The organism is uncultured Caballeronia sp., from assembly GCF_964243625.1.
Classification (GTDB): domain Bacteria; phylum Pseudomonadota; class Gammaproteobacteria; order Burkholderiales; family Burkholderiaceae; genus Caballeronia.
This window is the reverse complement of the sequence record NZ_CAXTGZ010000073.1, coordinates 1-16,852: the sequence shown is the minus strand read 5'-3', so window position 1 is coordinate 16,852 and position 16,852 is coordinate 1. Positions and strand designations below refer to the sequence as shown.

Genomic DNA, 16,852 nt, shown 5'->3' with positions numbered 1-16,852 from the left:
ACCTCAACCTTGGCAAGGTTGCGCTCTACCAGCTGAGCTACTCCCGCATCTTGCCTTGCAATCTACTGCCAGTCGTCGACTTACCATTGCCGACGACCTCTGAATCTGGAGCGGGAGACGAGGCTCGAACTCGCGACCTCAACCTTGGCAAGGTTGCGCTCTACCAGCTGAGCTACTCCCGCATCTTGCCGACTTCCTCTGCCAATTTACTGCTTTTGTACTTCATCAGACGCTGCGTTGCGATGTCTTGTTTCGCGTGCATCCGACAGAAACGAGATTATGGAGAACCCCAACTTTGGTGTCAAGAGCTTTGTATGCGCCCCATCACTTTTAACTGCAATCAACCATCTCGTACACAGGTTAAAGCATGCCGCCGCGCTCGCGTATTTGCGGCCAGGCGAGCTTCATGTAATAGAGCATCGACCATACGGTGAGGAATGCAGCAACGTAGATCAGCCAGAGACCCCACATGCGTGTATCGATAACGATAGGCGTACCCGATATCTTCAGCGGCCCGTAGAAGAGCAGCATGGGGATCGCGACCATCTGGCAAACGGTCTTGAACTTGCCCAGCGAATTCACGGCAACGCTCTTCGACGCCCCGATCTGCGCCATCCATTCACGCAATGCGGAAATGGTGATCTCGCGCCCCACGATCACCAGCGCAATCACCGCGTTCAGCCGCATCAGTTGCACGAGGATCAGCAGCGCGGCCGTGACCATGAGCTTGTCGGCGACGGGGTCGAGAAACGCGCCGAACGCCGATGTCTGGTTGAGCTTGCGCGCCAGATAGCCGTCGAACCAGTCGGTCAGCGCGGCGAGCACGAAGATGACCATGCCGACCAGGTTGCGATGGTCCGGGCTCATCATCACGTCCGGCAAATAGAAGACGCCCACGACGAGCGGAATCAGCACGATTCGCAGCCACGTCAGGAAGATCGGGAAATTGAACGGCATGGGCGTGACTCTTATTGAGAGGTGCCATTGTGCCGCGTCGACTTATATGTCACAAGCCGACGGGCCGGACGGCCGGACGTTGCGCTCAATGCAACTGCCGGTAGATCTGCTCGGCCAGCGCCTGCGAAATCCCTTCCACACTCGCAAGATCTTCCACGCTCGCCGCCTGCACGCCGCGCAATCCGCCAAAACGCGACAGCAGCCGCTGACGCCGTTTTGCGCCAATGCCCTCGAGCTCCTCGAGCCGCGACGTCTGCCGCGTCTTCGCGCGTTTCGCGCGCATGCCGGTGATTGCAAAGCGGTGCGCTTCATCGCGGATCTGTGCGACCAGCATCAGCGCAGCGCTTTCCTTGCCGAGTTCGAGCGGCGTGCGGGTATCGGCGAAAATCAGCGTTTCGAGGCCCACCTTACGCCCTTCTCCTTTCGCGACGCCAACCAGCATGCCGTGGTCGAGCCCCAGTTCGGCGAACACTTGCCGCGCGATCTCGACCTGTCCCTTGCCGCCATCGATCAACACGATGTTCGGCAAACGCCCGCCCGAAGGCGTGGGTTCGGCAACGTCCGGCTCATCCGATTGCGGTGCTTCAGACGGGTCCGGGACCACCGGCTCTTCAGCCGCCCGCGCCGCGGCTTGCGCGACCATCTTCTCGTAGCGGCGGGTCAGGACCTGGCGCATCGCGGCGTAATCGTCGCCGGGCGTGATGCCGGTGATGTTGTAGCGCCGGTATTCCGCCGTCTGCATCTTGTGATGGTGATAGACCACGCACGATGCCTGCGTCGCTTCGCCCATCGTGTGGCTGATATCGAAACATTCGATGCGCAATTGCGCGAGGTCATCCATTTCCAGACTCAACGTGTCCGCGAGCGATCGCGTGCGGGCCTGTTGCGAGCCCTGCTCGGAGAGCAGACGCGCGAGGGCGAGCTTCGCGTTGGACTCGGCCATGGACAACCACACGCGCTTTTGTCCCTGCGGCTGGCGCAACAGCGTGACCTTGTGGCCAGCCTGTTCGATCAGCAGATCGACGAGTTCGCGATTCGCCGGCGCGTGACTGACAACCAGCACCGGCGGAACACGATTGCCGATGTAATGCTGCGCGATGAACGCCTCCAGCACCTCAGCCTCGAGCGCGCCCTGACGCTGCGACTCGGTGGCAAGTTCGGATTCTTCGACCGCGCCGGTTTCGGCGATCTCCTCCTGCATTTCGCCGGTCGTGGCATGCGCCTCGAAATCCTGCTCGATCGACGCAAGCGTGCCCGCCGGCAACGCGATTTCACTGGCGTTTGCTTCGACTTGCTCGATGACGATATCGCCGATGTCTTCCGCAGTGTAGTCATCGGCCAGTTCCTCTGGCATTGCATCTTCAATCGCCAGCGCGGCTTCGACATGCGTCGGGAAGTACGCTTTGTCGCCGAGATGCCGGCCGCCGCGCACCATCGCGAGGTTCACGCAGACCTTGCCGCCGAGCGCGACGACCGCAAGGATATCGACGTCGTTGTCGCCGCCCACTTCGATAGCCTGCTGATGCAGCACGGTGGACAGGGAACTCATCTGGTTGCGCACGGCGGCGGCCTGCTCGAACTTGAGGTCGGCCGCGAACGCATGCATCTTCTGCTCGAGTTCCTTCATCACTTCGCCCTGCCGTCCGAGCAGGAAACGCGATGCATTCGACACATCGCGCGCGTAATCTTCTTCATCGATCAAACCGACGCACGGTCCCGTGCATCGTCCAATCTGATGCAGCAGGCACGGTCGCGTGCGGTTGGTGAAGACGGAATCCTCGCACGTGCGCAACTGGAACACGCGCTGCAAAATCTGGATACTCTCGCGTACGGCCCACGCGCTCGGGAACGGACCGAAATACTGGTTCTTCTTGTCGACGCTGCCGCGGTAATACGCCATGCGCGGAAACTTGTGGCCAGTCAGCTTGAGATACGGATAAGACTTGTCGTCGCGAAACAGGATGTTGTATCGCGGCGTGAGCGCCTTGATCAGATTATTCTCAAGCAACAGCGCTTCGGCTTCGGATCGCGTGACGGTCGTTTCTATCTTGCGAATGCGCGTGACCATCATCGCGATGCGCGGCGAAAGCAGCGTCTTCGTAAAATAGCTCGATACGCGCTTTTTCAGGTCGCGCGCTTTCCCGACGTACAGCACGTTGCCGTTCTCGTCGTAGTAGCGGTACACGCCCGGCAGGTGCGGCAACTGGGCCAGGTTCTTTTTAGGGTCGAAAACGTCGGGTTCGGTCATGCAGGGTGTCGTGCGGAGTTCGCGTTGAGGTCATATTGAAGCCGCCTGGCGGCTTTGAGGCCGGAGCGCGCGAATCGTCATCTTCAAAAATGCCAGTTTAGTGCAAACCACACTCGGGCTCTCGTTCACCATCGATCAAGCGGTTCGTCGCCGCTTCAGCACTTATGCCTGCTTCAATGGAAAATTCCCCGGCGGTGGCCGGTCATGCAGATGCCGAAATCGCGTGCGATATTTTTTGCGAAGTCATCGACAACTTCGGCGACATCGGCGTCTGCTGGCGCCTCGCGCGCCAGCTCAAGGCGGAGCACGGCTGGCAAGTGCGCCTTTTCGTCGATGACCTCAAGGCTTTCCACGCGCTCTGCCCCGCCGTCGATGCGACGCTCGCGCGCCAGGAGGCCGGGGGCGTCGTGATCGAGCACTGGCACGCGCCGACACACGCCGGCGACACGCTGCAGATCGCCGATGTCGTGATCGAAGCGTTCGGCTGCGAGCTGCCCGCCATCTACGTCACCGCGATGGCGCGCCGCGATCGCAAACCCGTGTGGTTCAACCTGGAATATCTGAGCGCCGAGGACTGGGTCGCGGATTTCCACCTGCGGCCGTCGCCGCATCCGCGCCATGCGATCAACAAGACCTTCTTCTTTCCGGGCCTCGGTGCGGGCACGGGCGGCGTCCTGAAGGAACGGACGTTAGACGCGCAACGCGAAGCGTTCCAGCGCGACGCGTGGTGGCAGGAACGGGTCGGCATCACGGCGCCTTCGTCCGAGACAACGGTGATCTCCCTGTTCGCGTACGAGAATCCGGCCATCGATACATTGCTCGAACAATGGCGTGATTCACCCACGCCCATTGCATTGCTGGTGCCCGAAGGACGCATTTCAGGCGCTATTGCACGCTTTTTTGGGCTATCGGGGTTTGCGGCGGGATCGAAGGCTGAAAGCGGTTCGTTGAAGGCCTACGCGCTGGGTTTTGTGGAACAGCCGCTTTTCGACGCCTTGCTCTGGGCCGCCGATATCAATTTCGTGCGCGGCGAAGATTCGTTCGTTCGAGCGCAATGGGCGCAAAAACCGTTCGTGTGGCAAATCTATCCGCAAGCAGACGACGCCCATCTGCCCAAGCTCGACGCCGCCCTCGCCCACTACGCAAACAGCTTGCCGGAGCCCGCGCGGGCTGCGCTGGAGCGGTTCTGGCATGCCTGGAACGGCGTAGGCGCGCCGGATTGGTCCGGTTTCTGGCGGTATCGAAAGCATCTGGAGCAGCGCGCGGCCGATTGGGCCGTGGAACTTGCGAGTCTTGGCGATCTGGCTGGAAATCTGGCGGATTTCGCAAAATCTCAGTTAAAATAAGCGGTTATCCAACGGCTTGCAGTCCGGAACAGACGCAACGAGACACAACGCGTACGTTTTCGGGCGGATTCCACGGTGGACGGGTGAAGCATTCAAGCAAGCACCCAGGCGAGCACCCAGGCGCGCGGCATGGCGTGGGACGGAACAGGCAGGGTAGCTGCAACACATCCAATTTCGAGTCAGCCGCCATCACCGCAGCGAACAGGCTCACATTTTCGTACAGGACAGTTTTTTAATTATGAAGACCGCACAAGAACTCCGCGTCGGCAACGTCGTGATGATCGGCAGCGATGCCATGGTCGTGTTGAAGGCCGAATACAACAAATCCGGCCGCAATTCCGCGGTCGTGAAGATGAAGTTCCGCAACCTGCTGGCAAGCGGCAACATGGAATCGGTGTACAAGGCGGACGACAAATTCGACGTCGTCCAGCTCGACCGCAAGGAAGTGACGTACTCGTACTTCGCCGACCCTATGTACGTGTTCATGGACGCTGACTACAACCAGTTCGAAGTCGAAGCCGACATGATGGGCGACGCCCTTAACTACCTTGCAGACGGCATGCCGTGCGAAGTGGTGTTCTACAACGAGAAAGCCATCTCGGTAGAACTGCCAACCTCGCTGGTCCGCGAGATCATCTACACGGAACCGGCCGTCAAGGGCGATACGTCGTCGGGCAAGGTCCTGAAGACGGCCAAGCTCGCAACGGGCTTCGAACTGCAAGTGCCGCTCTTCTGCAACATCGGCGACAAGATCGAAATCGATACCCGCACGAACGAATACCGCAGCCGCGCTTAAAGCCAGCGTCGCTTCGGAAGTCACGAAAAGCGCCCTTCGGGGCGCTTTTTCTTTTTGCTGAACATTATTGCCAATTCAGGCAAACTTTACCGGTTCATACTTCGAAATTACGATTGAAACGTGTCATTCGGTGCAAGGCGCGCAGCTAACTACCTGATTCGTCTACTTCAAGCCGATGGCACGAAACCTGCTCCAGTAGTCGTGACTGCGCAATGAACGCGCGGAATCTTTCAACTTTCATCACAAGAAAAAATGACGACTACAAAAACCGCTTTCGCACGCCTCGTAATTGCCGCTGTTTGTGCCGTTCCCGCAATCGCCATCACTGCCGGTTGTTCGTCGACGCCCACACATGAGTCGGCTGGCGAATACACCACAGACTCTGCCATCACTACCAAAGTGAAGACGGCCTTGCTGGAGGACCCGGGCCTGAAGTCCTTGTCAGTGAGCGTCAAGACGTATCGGAGCGAAGTGCTGTTGTCGGGCTTCGTGGATTCTCCGAGCCAGATTCAAAAGGCGGTTTCGGTTGCTCGTGGCGTGGAAGGCGTGCAGTCCGTCAAGAACGACTTGCATGTGAAGCCGCAGTAAGCGCCTTCCGGTCCGGCTTGCTCCATGTTGTTCGACCGGATGCAAGCCGTGCCAGCGCAGAAATCAGTATTGAGCAAGCGCAGGACGAAGACCCGGCGATGAACAGCGATAACTGGAACGCAATGATGAGCTGAGATGATGTCAGCCACAAGGCGGGCCGGCGTCTTCATTGCCCGGTACCGACGCGTTCGCCGCCGAGCGTCGCCAGATGGCGGCCGGCCCGGAACGCCATTCAGACCCACTTATTACGCCGTGTCCGCCATGCCACACGCTTTGATTGTCGAAGACGATCCGAACAGCCTTTCTGGCCTGTCCGCCATTCTCGCGGCCGACGGTTTTTCCGTCGATACCGCAACCACGCTCGCCGAGGCGCGTTCCGCCCTGACGCGCTTCATTCCGGACGTCGTGCTCGTCGACCTGAACTTGCCGGATGGCAGCGGTCTCGACCTGCTGCACAACCTTCCTGCGCAGCCGCCAGGCGGTGCCCTGCCGGTTATCGTGATGACCGGGAACGCGACTGTGGAAAGCGCGATTGAAGGCCTGCGGCAGGGCATCTGGGATTACCTGCTGAAGCCGGTGAACATTCCGCGCCTGCGCAGTTTGCTCGCACGCATTCCACGCCCGTACGAACTGACTGAGGAAGTCGGCGCGTTGCGCAGCACGCTGCGCGAACTCGGCCATTTCGGCAGCATGCTGGGGCGCAGCGCCGCGATTCAGCATGTCTACGACCTGATCGAACATACCGCGCCGACTGAAGCCGCCGTACTGATCTGCGGGGAAGCCGGCACGGGCAAGAAGGTCGCCGCACGTACCCTGCATGAGATGAGCCGGCGCCGCAAAGGTCCATTTGTTTCGTTCGATTGCGCGGCAGCCACGGACAGCAACGCACGTTCGATGGAAAGCCTGATGTTCGGTCACGAGCGCGGCGCATTCGCCGGCGCGGAGAACCGCGAGCCGGGCTTGCTCGAACAGGCCGGTGGCGGCACGTTGTTCCTCGATCAGATCGATGCATTGCCGATCGCCCAGCAAGAAGCCCTGCTGCGCGCACTCGACTCGCAGACGTTCATGCGCGTGGGCGGCAGCAACAAGATCGTGACGGATTTCCGGCTGCTGGCATCGACCAGAGTGCCGCCCAAAGACGCCGTCGCCGAGGGCAAATTGCGCGAGGATCTGTTCCAGCGCCTGAATGCATCGTCGATTGCGTTGCCACCGCTGCGCGATCGCGGCGATGACATTGCGCTGCTCGCCGAGCATTTCGTCTATGAGCTGAATCGCGAAAATCATGTGAGCGGCATCACGAGCGGCGCGCCCAAACGTGTGAGCCCGGATTTCATCCGCGAGTGCCTTGCAGCCGAATGGCCGGGCAACGTGCGTGAGTTGCGCGACCGGGTTCGTCGTGCGTACCACGCGTCCGGCGACGTGATCGAAACCCTTCGCGCCGATGAACATACGAGCGCAGGCGGACGTGGGCTGAACGGCACCAGCGTCCAGGTGACGGTCGGCACGGCACTCGCCGACGTGGAAGACATGCTGATTCGCGCGACGCTCGAAGCGGTTGGCGGCACGCGGCATCGGGCGGCGACGCTGCTTGGCATCAGCCCGAAGACGCTCTACAACAAGCTGCAGCGCATGAAGCTGGAGTAAATGCGTTTGAGTTTGAAAAAAAGCCGGAGGTTTCTTTCTCAGAAACCTCCGGCTTTTTGCATTCAGCCCAGCGCGCTCTTGACCTGCGCCAGCGCCTGCTGATATTCCACCTGCGACATCAGCTTGTTCCAGCGCCACGCGTGCCCTCTGGGACGCATGCGCTTCAACCGCGTCAGCGACGCCTTCGTCTGCTGGAACGTCAGCCTGTCGAGGACCTTCTCAGCCTCTTCCGGCTGGTTGCAGATCAGCACCATGTCACAGCCAGCGGTCAGCGCCGCTGTTGCGGCTTCGGTCAGCGTGCCGCCGGCGCGGGCGGCTTCCATCGACAGATCGTCGCTGAAGATCGCGCCATTGAAACCCAGCTTGCCCCGCAAGATGTCCTGCAGCCAGACGCGCGAGAAGCCGGCAGGTTTTTCATCGACTTGCGGGTAGATCACGTGCGCCGGAATCACCGACGCCAGCGACATCCCCAGCCAGTTGTACGGCTTGGTATCGGCGGCGAGGATGTCTTCGAGCGAGCGGTCGTCCACCGGCATGGCGACATGCGAATCCGCCGATGCAAACCCGTGCCCCGGAAAATGCTTGCCGCAATTGGCCATGCCCGCGAGCGCCAAGCCGTGGTTCAGGCTCTTCGCAAGCAGGGTCACCACGCGCGGGTCGCTGTGCAACGCGCGATCGCCGATCACCTTCGAATGCCCGTAGTCGAGATCGAGTACGGGCGTGAAACTCATGTCGATACCGCACGCCCGCAACTCCGCCGCGAGCACGTAGCCAAAGGCCGTCGCGGTCTTGGTAGCGAGCAATACGTCGCGATCCCACAACGCGCCGAGCTTGCCCGGCGCGGGCAGGACCGTGAAGCCATCGGTACGGAAACGCTGCACGCGGCCACCTTCGTGATCCACGGCGATCAGGATATCGTCACGCACCGCGCGAATCGCGTCGGTCAGTGCAACGAGCTGCGCCCGATCCTGGAAATGCCGCGTGAAGAGGATGATGCCGCCGGTCATCGGATGGTCGATACGGCGAATGTCGGCGTCGGAGAGCGTGGTGCCGGCCACGTCGAGCATGACCGGACCGGGAGTGCGTTTTAACGAGTTCAAATTGGATGCGGAAAAGTCAGGGGTTAGTAGTCTTGCACATTCGTTTCTGCGATCACGAACGACACCGCGTAGTCGCGTTCATCGGTGATGGTGACTTGCGCCGTGATGCCACGCGCCTCGAGCCACTCGGCGAGTTCGCCCGATGCCACCACCTTCGGCTTGCCGCTCGGCTCGTTGAGCGTCTGGACCGCGCGCCAGGTCATGGGCCAGTGCATGCCGAGGCCGATCGCCTTCGAAAACGCTTCCTTCGCCGAGAAACGCGTTGCGAGGAACGCCAGGCCGCGTACTTCGGAGCGCGCCTTGCGTGCGTGATAGACGCGCAGTTCGTCCGCGCCGAGCACCTTCTCGGCGAAGCGCCCTTTCGTGCGCTCCATCACGCCGGCAATGCGGCTTACCTGAACCAGGTCCGTACCGATTCCGTAGATCGCCATGGTTTATCGCGACGATGTGGCGGCAAGACGCGACGCCACCATGATCGCCTTCATCTCGCGCACGGCGTTATCCCAGCCGGCAAAGATCGCGTGCGCGACGATCGCATGCCCGATGTTCAGCTCCACAATGCCTTCAAGCGCTGCGATCGGCTGCACGTTCGTGTAGTGCAGACCGTGTCCCGCGTTCACCTTCAGGCCGAGCGAATTGCCGAAATCGACGCTTCGCGCCACGCGCTCGAATTCCTTTTGCTGCGTGGCTTCGTCGTGTGCTTCGGCGTAGCAGCCCGTATGCAGTTCGATAACCGGCGCGCCCGCTTCATGCGCGGCGCGAATCTGGGTTTCATCGGCATCGATGAAAAGCGAAACCCGCGCGCCCGCCTGCTTCAACTGCTCGCACGCGGCTTTGACGGCGTTGAACTGGCCGGCGACGTCAAGGCCGCCTTCGGTCGTCAGTTCCTGGCGCTTTTCCGGCACCAGACACACGTCATGCGGACGCACGCCGCACGCGATGTCGAGCATTTCCTGCGTCACCGCGCATTCGAGGTTCATCCGCGTTTTGAGCAGAGGACGCAGCGCGTGCACATCGGCATCGAGAATGTGACGGCGATCTTCCCGCAAATGCAGCGTGATGGCGTCGGCGCCGGCTTCTTCAGCTTGCAGCGCGGCGCGGATCGGGTCGGGGTACTGCGTGCCACGCGCGTTGCGCAGCGTTGCGACGTGATCGATGTTGACGCCCAGATCGATCACATTCGCGGGCGACGAAAGAAAGAAGCTCATAGGTTTTGCAGGTCGATCAGGATTTGACGGGTGGCGAGCGGCGTGCCGCCAAGATACACGTTCAGCAGAAAGCGCATCAGCGTTTTGCTCTGCGCGGCCGTCTGCGGGCGGCTGTATTCGTCCTTCTCCATGTCGAGAAGGGTTTGCCCCGCGATCACGGGCCATTGCGACGGGACATCGTCCGATGCTTCACGCACGCCGCGTTCGGGATCGAACACGTACTTCTGCCCGGCGACAACCGGCTGGCGCGTGATGGTCTTGTTCAGCGCCATTGCGTAACCGGTCTCGCGCAGCAACACGCGCTCGAACGATCGCAACGCGTACAGCGCCGGCTCGCCGTGCGCGAGACGCGACAACGTCAGCACGTAATGATTGAACAGCGCGGGATGCGCGTCTTCGCGTGCGCAGAACTTGACGAGCAATTCGTTGACGTAGAAACCGCACAGCAACGCGTCGCCGGCGAGCGGCAACATGCCGCCGACCCATTCTGCCTGCGTCAGGGTGCGTACTTCGCCCTTCCCCGTCCACGACAAACCCAGTGGCTGGAATGTCTGCAGTACGCCGCGCAGCGCCGAATGCGGCCGTTTTGCGCCCTTGGCGACGAGCGCAACGCGGCCGTGATCGCGGGAAAATACATCGAGGATCAGGCTTGTTTCACGATACGGATAGCTGTGCAGTACGAACGACGGCTGCTCCGCGATACGAAAATCCGAACGCGGCGCAGCGCGAGGCGGCCTGGGTTCTTTCGGTGCAGCGGATTTGGCGGAAGCTTTGGTCGAAGCGGCGCGCGTCCCGCGCTTTTTCGGCGCGGGCGTCGGCGGCTCGTCGACACTGAAGTTATCGTCGGCGAGCGGATCGGAGTCGGCGTTGGAAGACTGGGTCATCCACGCGTCATTCGTACCCATAGGCGCGCAATCCCGCTTCGTTATCGGCCCAGCCGCTCTTCACCTTGATGAAGGTTTCAAGGTACACGGGGCCATCGAAAAGCTTTTCCATGTCGAGACGAGCTTCAGTGCTGATCTGCTTCAGCTTCGCCCCTTTCTGACCGATGATCATCGCCTTGTGGGTATCGCGTTCAACCAGGATGGTCGCGAAAATCCGGCGCAGGCGGCCTTCGGTCTCCCATTTGTCGATCATCACCGTGCTCGTGTACGGCAACTCGTCGCCAGTCCAGCGGAACACTTTCTCGCGCAGGATTTCAGCGGCGAGAAAACGCTCGCTGCGGTCCGTTAGGTCGTCTTCGCCGTAGATGGGCGTTCCTTCCGGGAGATACGGCTTCACCACCGCCATCAGACGCGTGATGTCGTCGGGATGCTTCGCGGTCATCGGCACGATTTCCTTGAAGTCGTGCAATGCGCTCATCTTCTGCATGAACGGGAACAGCGTCTCCTTGTCGTTCACGTGATCCAGCTTGTTTGCGATCAAAAGGCACGGCGTGTCGTTCGGGATCAGGTCGAGCACTTTTTGGTCGTCCGGCCCGAAACGGCCAGCTTCGATCACGAACAGGATGGCATCGACCGCTGTCAGCGTGGAAGTTACAGCACGGTTCAGCGAGCGGTTCAGTGCGCCGCTGTGCTTAGTCTGGAAGCCGGGGGTATCGACAAAGATGTACTGTGCGTCGTCCAGCGTACGAATGCCGGTGATCCGATGCCGCGTGGTCTGCGCCTTGCGCGATGTGATGCTGACTTTCTGCCCGACGAGCGCGTTCATCAAGGTCGATTTGCCGACGTTCGGCCGGCCGACGATCGCGACCATGCCGCAGCGGAAATCAGAGGGAGTGGGAGCGTTCATAGATGTTTGCAGCTACAGATTCGTTGGGACGCGTGGCGTCGGGCGTTGCGTTTGTTCAGTGGCGCGGCCGCTTCGGCGGCGGCACTCAGCGCTCAGCGCTTGCTTGAGGAATAGCCTCGATGCACGTTAGCGCACTTTAATGACCGGCATCGGCCGAGCGTGCGACGGTTTCGTCGACGCTCGCGTCCGCGTGCGCCTCGACGCTTTCCTCGGCTTTCGCCTGCGCTTCGTCGCGCGACCGTGCAGGGGACGCGGATTTGTCGATGACCACAGATTCCGCGACCGGCTTGCTCGCCGCCTTGACGGTGGCCTTCTCAACCGGGTTATGCACAGCGTTATCCACCGGTTTATCAGCGCTCTCGCTGCGCGCCGTAGACGCCTCGGGTGCGCCCTTCTCCGCGCGTTCCGCCCGATGAATCGTCGAACGCTCGACCTTCTCCGCCGATGGTTCCACGTGCGATGCACGAATCACCGCCAGCGGCGCCGTCGCCGGACGTTCGGGATCGTTATGGGCATTGCCGTTGGCCGCGCTCGCCCGCGCGCGTTCACGCCGATCGGGAGCACGCAGATCCAGTGCAGCCTGAACGCCCGTTACGCCGGGGACGATTTCCTGTTCCGCGAGTTTGGCAGCACGGGAACCCTTGCGCTTGGGCTTGGCGGTCAGCGCGGGCGTGGCCGACGCCAGTTCGTCCAGCGCCTTTTTCGCCGCAGCCTGTTCGGCCGCACGGCGGCTCGCGCCGGAACCCGACACCTTCACGTCGAGCTTCGGCACCGTGCATTCCACCTCGAACTGCTGGTTGTGCGCGGCCCCGTGCGTTGCGACAACGGTATAAGTCGGCAACGCGATCTTGTGCCCCTGCAGATACTCTTGCAGCAGCGTCTTCGCGTCCTTGCCGATGGTGCGTGGATCGATGTGATCGAGAATTGGCGTGTAGAGGCGCTTGATGACTTCCAGCGCCGCGTCGAAACCGCCGTCAAGGAAGACAGCGCCGAAAATGGCTTCCAGTGTGTCAGCCAAGATGGACGGCCGACGAAACCCGCCACTGCGCAGCTCCCCTTCGCCCAGGCGCAAGGCTTCCGAGACGTTCAGCGCCTGCGCAATCTCATAAAGCGACTGCTGCTTGACCAGGTTGGCGCGGACGCGAGAAAGATCGCCTTCGTCGAGTTTTGCGAATCGTTGGAACAAAAGCGCAGCCACCACGCAATTTAGAACGGAATCTCCGAGAAATTCGAGTCGTTCATTGTGCGTGGCACTGTGACTGCGATGGGTCATCGCCTGGCGCAGCAATTCCGCATTGCGAAATTCGTACTGAAGCCGGCTTTCCAACGGGGTTGAGGGCATGGGCAGAGTATAACGCGGGCGCCGGGACCGGCGATTCCAGCTGGAAAACGGCAAACCGAAAATAAAATCCAATACGACACTTGCACGTTAGCCGCTTTTCTTCGTGCTGTTTCTAGGCGGCCCGTGCAACGTGTCCATGCGAGGTGCTTATTAACGACTACGCCGCGTTATCCCGCGGCGTAATGTCGAACCATTTATACAAGCATGGCGTGTTTCAATGGAATGAACTAATGCGCTTCAAACTGCTGAAGTTCATCCAGATAAAGAATGCTCGACCAACGATATTTGCATCAGGTACAAAACCCCAATAACGGCTGTCCGCGCTGTTGTCGCGATTGTCGCCCATCATGAAGTAGCTGCCCGGGGGCACCTTGCAGATCACGCCTTGTGCGTTGTAATTGCAGTTGTCGCGATTCGGGAAATCATCGGCGCCAATCACAAACGGCGGTACTTGTGCATTGTTCAGAATGGCGTTCTTGCGGCCGTCGAGATCTTCTTCGAACTGCTTTGCATAACCAATGCGTTCGTCATCGAAGAAATCGGGCAACGACGTTTCAGGAACCGGCTTGCCATTGATGGTGAGCTTCTTGTCCTGATACGCAACCGTGTCGCCGGGAAGTCCGATTACACGCTTGATGTAATCGACGGATTCGTCTTTTGGATAACGGAACACGACCACGTCGCCGCGTTTAAGCGGCGTGCCGCTTGTCAGCTTCGTATTGCTGATAGGCAGGCGCAAACCGTATTCGAATTTATTGACCAGAATGAAGTCGCCGACCAGCAGCGTCGGCACCATCGATCCGGACGGAATCTTGAAGGGCTCGACAACGAACGAACGCACGACAAAAACCACGAGGATGACCGGAAAGAAGCTTGCCGAATATTCCAGATACCAGGGCTGGCGGAGCTTTTCATCGCGCAGACGAGCACGTGTTTGCGGTGCGTGCTCGTCGGCGAAGCGCGGTTCCAGACGTGCCTGCTGCTGGTCGAACTCCGCTACCGCTGCATCTGCCGCGCGCCGCCGTTGCGGCTCGAATACCAGTTTATCGAACACCCACGCGATACCCGTCAGGACGACGAGCACCAAAAGAATCAACGCAAAATTCATCAATCGTTTCCGGTTGTTTTATTAATCTTCGACGCGAAGAATCGCGAGGAAAGCTTCTTGCGGAATCTCGACCGAACCGACCTGCTTCATGCGCTTCTTGCCGGCCTTCTGCTTTTCCAGGAGCTTTTTCTTTCGGGAGATATCGCCGCCGTAGCACTTTGCCAGAACGTTCTTACGCAATGCTTTAATGTTCTCGCGCGCAATGATGTTCGCGCCGATAGTCGCCTGGATCGCCACGTCGTACATCTGCCGCGGAATCAGTTCGCGCATCTTCGACGCCACTTCGCGCCCGCGATGCTGGCTCTGCGACCGGTGCGTGATGACTGACAGCGCATCGACTTTATCGCCGTTGATCAGCATGTCGACCTTCACCACGTCAGACGCACGATATTCCTTGAACTCGTAGTCCATGGACGCATAACCGCGCGACGTGGACTTCAGCCGATCGAAGAAATCGAGCACGATTTCCGCCATGGGAATTTCGTACGTGAGCTGGACCTGCCGGCCGTGATACTGCATGTTGATCTGCTGGCCGCGCTTGCCCGTGCACAGCGTGATCACCGCGCCCACATACTCCTGCGGCATGTACAGGTTCACGGTCACGATCGGCTCGCGCACTTCTTCAATGTACGAAGGCTCCGGCATCTTGGCCGGATTCTCGACCTGGATCAGTTCGCCGTCGCGCTTCACGACTTCGTACACCACGGTCGGCGCCGTGGTGATGAGGTCCATGTCGAACTCGCGCTCAAGGCGTTCCTGCACGATCTCCATGTGCAGAAGACCGAGAAAGCCGCATCGGAAACCAAAACCGAGCGCCTGCGACACTTCCGGCTCGTATTGCAGCGACGCGTCGTTGAGCTTCAGCTTTTCCAGCGATTCGCGCAGCGCGTCGTACTGGTTCGCTTCGACCGGATACAAACCGGCGAACACTTGCGGCTTCACTTCCTTGAAGCCGGGCAACGGCGTTTCGGCCGGACGGGCGACGGTGGTGACCGTATCGCCGACCTTCGCAGCCTGCAGCTCCTTGATGCCCGCGATAATGAAGCCCACCTGCCCCGCCGACAGCGACGCCAGGTTCGTGGCCTTCGGCGCGAACACGCCGAGGTGCTCGACCGGATACACCGCGCCGGACGCCATCATCTTGATCTTGTCTTTCGGGCGCAGCGTGCCGTTCTTGATGCGCACGAGCATGACCACGCCCACGTAGTTATCGAACCACGAGTCGATGATCAGCGCCTGCAGCGGCGCGTCCGGATCGCCCTTTGGCGGCGGCACCTTCGCGATCAGCGCTTCGAGTACGTCGGTGACGCCGAGGCCCGTCTTGGCGCTGCAATGCGTCGCATCGGTTGCATCGATACCGATCACGTCTTCGATTTCCGCAATCGCGTTCTCGGGGTCGGCGGCCGGCAAGTCGATCTTGTTCAGCACTGGCACGACTTCCACGCCGAGCTCGATCGCCATGTAGCAGTTGGCGACCGTCTGCGCTTCCACGCCCTGGCTCGCATCCACGACCAGCAGCGCGCCTTCGCACGCCGACAGCGAACGGCTGACTTCATAAGAAAAGTCGACGTGTCCGGGGGTGTCGATGAGATTCAGGTTGTAGACCTGACCGTCGCGCGCCTTGTAGCTCAGGGCCGCGGTTTGCGCCTTGATCGTGATGCCGCGCTCACGCTCGAGATCCATGGAATCGAGCACCTGCGCGTCCATTTCGCGGTCGGACAAGCCGCCGCAAAGCTGGATGATGCGGTCGGCCAGCGTCGATTTGCCGTGGTCGATGTGCGCAATGATCGAGAAGTTACGAATATGATTCATTCAGTGCCGATCAAGCAAAAAGGCGCGCCCAGACAAACGCGGAGCACGCCTTGAAAATGGGGTAAAAAACCTTTCGATTTTAGCCGAAAAGGAGGGGGGACGGGAATTTACGTTCACACGCGGGCGTTTGCGGCCCCGCTCAGGCGATTCTGGCGAGCGCCTGTCTCACGCGGGATTCGTCCAGCCGGTAGTGGCACAACTGGACGCCATCGAACAGCAAAACGGGCACGAGTTCGTCATAAAGCGCTTCGAGCGCCGGATCGGTATCGATATCGATCCATTCGACCGGCACGCCGAACTCCGCCGCGATCGGCTCGAGTCCGGCGCGCAAATCCTCGCAGAGATGGCACCAAGCGCGCCCGTAGAGCTTGAGCGCGGGCATTGCAGCCTACTTCTGCGACCGCGGACGCAGCGGCACGAATTGCGTGTTGTCGCCACGGCGCACGAGAACCGCGACCATCTTGCTCGGATCGACGTTCTGCGCGACGGCATCGAACTGCTTGGCGCTCGTGATATCCGTGTCGCCGATACGCAGGATGATGTCGCCCTTCTGGAACCCTGCACGCGATGCCGGCCCTTCGACCGCTTCCACCTGCACGCCATTGGGGATTTTCAGCGACTTCTTCTGGTCGGCCGGGATGTCGCTCACCGCGATACCCAGCGCGTTACTCGGCGAACGCTCCTTCGGCGGGGCCGGCTTCTTGGGTTCGGCCTTGGTGACCTTGTCCGGCTGCATTTCCGCGATGGTGATCGGCAGGTCACGCGACTGACCCTTGCGCCAGACGGTGATGATCGCCTTCGTGCCAGGCTTCGTGTCGCCGACCATACGCGGCAGATCGGTCGCGGTGGAGACATCGTGGCCGTTGTATTTCAGGATGATGTCGCCCGGCTGGATGCCGGCTTTATCGGCGG

General features: G+C 60.6%; 16 protein-coding genes and 1 tRNA gene. 4 read left to right on the top strand and 13 right to left on the bottom strand.

Annotated elements, in window-relative coordinates:
* Positions 1-106: 106 nt before the first annotated feature.
* The 3 genes from ACFFAR_RS07420 to uvrC form a co-directional block, all read right to left on the bottom strand.
* Positions 107-182 (bottom strand) — tRNA-Gly (locus ACFFAR_RS07420).
* 178 nt (positions 183-360) lie between these two features.
* Complete coding sequence (gene pgsA / locus ACFFAR_RS07415) at positions 361-957, bottom strand: CDP-diacylglycerol--glycerol-3-phosphate 3-phosphatidyltransferase (protein ID WP_061999931.1); 597 nt, start codon at positions 955-957, stop codon at positions 361-363.
* 85 nt (positions 958-1,042) lie between these two features.
* Positions 1,043-3,205, bottom strand: coding sequence for an excinuclease ABC subunit UvrC (gene uvrC, locus ACFFAR_RS07410; RefSeq protein ID WP_375507700.1), 2,163 nt, complete (start codon positions 3,203-3,205; stop codon positions 1,043-1,045).
* A gap of 176 nt (positions 3,206-3,381) precedes the next feature.
* On the opposite strand from uvrC, the gene earP reads away from it, so the two are divergent.
* The 4 genes from earP to ACFFAR_RS07390 all read left to right on the top strand — a co-directional run bounded on the left by earP (position 3,382) and on the right by ACFFAR_RS07390 (position 7,579).
* Positions 3,382-4,551, top strand: coding sequence for an elongation factor P maturation arginine rhamnosyltransferase EarP (gene earP / locus ACFFAR_RS07405; protein WP_174364845.1), 1,170 nt, complete (start codon positions 3,382-3,384; stop codon positions 4,549-4,551).
* Between the two features lie 238 nt (positions 4,552-4,789).
* Positions 4,790-5,347, top strand: coding sequence for an elongation factor P (gene efp / locus ACFFAR_RS07400; protein ID WP_061999934.1), 558 nt, complete (start codon positions 4,790-4,792; stop codon positions 5,345-5,347).
* A gap of 252 nt (positions 5,348-5,599) precedes the next feature.
* Positions 5,600-5,935 (top strand): BON domain-containing protein, encoded by a 336-nt coding sequence (locus tag ACFFAR_RS07395; RefSeq protein ID WP_061999935.1) that lies wholly within the window; start codon positions 5,600-5,602, stop codon positions 5,933-5,935.
* A 261-nt stretch (positions 5,936-6,196) separates the two neighbouring features.
* Complete coding sequence (locus tag ACFFAR_RS07390; protein WP_061999936.1) at positions 6,197-7,579, top strand: sigma-54 dependent transcriptional regulator; 1,383 nt, start codon at positions 6,197-6,199, stop codon at positions 7,577-7,579.
* Positions 7,580-7,641: 62 nt separating this feature from the next.
* On the opposite strand, the gene nagZ is transcribed toward ACFFAR_RS07390, so the two are convergent.
* The 10 genes from nagZ to ACFFAR_RS07340 form a co-directional block, all read right to left on the bottom strand.
* Positions 7,642-8,646 carry a beta-N-acetylhexosaminidase gene (gene nagZ, locus ACFFAR_RS07385; protein ID WP_375507701.1) on the bottom strand — a complete coding sequence of 335 codons (1,005 nt, stop codon included), beginning with the start codon at positions 8,644-8,646 and terminating at the stop codon, positions 7,642-7,644.
* Positions 8,647-8,702: 56 nt separating this feature from the next.
* Positions 8,703-9,110 (bottom strand): holo-ACP synthase, encoded by a 408-nt coding sequence (gene acpS / locus ACFFAR_RS07380; protein WP_061999938.1) that lies wholly within the window; start codon positions 9,108-9,110, stop codon positions 8,703-8,705.
* A 3-nt stretch (positions 9,111-9,113) separates the two neighbouring features.
* Positions 9,114-9,887, bottom strand: a complete 774-nt coding sequence (gene pdxJ / locus ACFFAR_RS07375) for a pyridoxine 5'-phosphate synthase (protein WP_174362776.1) — start codon at positions 9,885-9,887, stop codon at positions 9,114-9,116.
* A complete protein-coding gene (recO, locus tag ACFFAR_RS07370; RefSeq protein WP_062167225.1) occupies positions 9,884-10,792 on the bottom strand; it encodes a DNA repair protein RecO in 909 nt (302 codons plus the stop codon). The genes pdxJ and recO overlap by 4 nt, the downstream gene beginning before the upstream one ends.
* Positions 10,779-11,678: a GTPase Era gene (gene era, locus ACFFAR_RS07365; protein WP_061999941.1), complete on the bottom strand. Its 900-nt coding sequence runs from the start codon at positions 11,676-11,678 to the stop codon at positions 10,779-10,781. Before era ends, recO begins: the two co-directional genes overlap by 14 nt.
* A 136-nt stretch (positions 11,679-11,814) precedes the next feature.
* Complete coding sequence (gene rnc / locus ACFFAR_RS07360; protein WP_174362775.1) at positions 11,815-13,020, bottom strand: ribonuclease III; 1,206 nt, start codon at positions 13,018-13,020, stop codon at positions 11,815-11,817.
* A gap of 214 nt (positions 13,021-13,234) precedes the next feature.
* The gene (gene lepB, locus ACFFAR_RS07355; RefSeq protein ID WP_174362774.1) at positions 13,235-14,128 is read right to left on the bottom strand and encodes a signal peptidase I; all 894 of its coding nucleotides are present in this window, start codon (positions 14,126-14,128) and stop codon (positions 13,235-13,237) included.
* A gap of 21 nt (positions 14,129-14,149) precedes the next feature.
* Complete coding sequence (gene lepA, locus ACFFAR_RS07350; RefSeq protein WP_061999944.1) at positions 14,150-15,940, bottom strand: translation elongation factor 4; 1,791 nt, start codon at positions 15,938-15,940, stop codon at positions 14,150-14,152.
* 139 nt (positions 15,941-16,079) lie between these two features.
* On the bottom strand, positions 16,080-16,322 hold the full coding sequence (locus ACFFAR_RS07345; protein WP_062167233.1) for a glutaredoxin family protein: 243 nt from the start codon (positions 16,320-16,322) through the stop codon (positions 16,080-16,082).
* Between the two features lie 6 nt (positions 16,323-16,328).
* Positions 16,329-16,852: PDZ domain-containing protein (locus tag ACFFAR_RS07340; RefSeq protein ID WP_375507699.1), on the bottom strand; the 524-nt coding region annotated here is incomplete at its 5' end.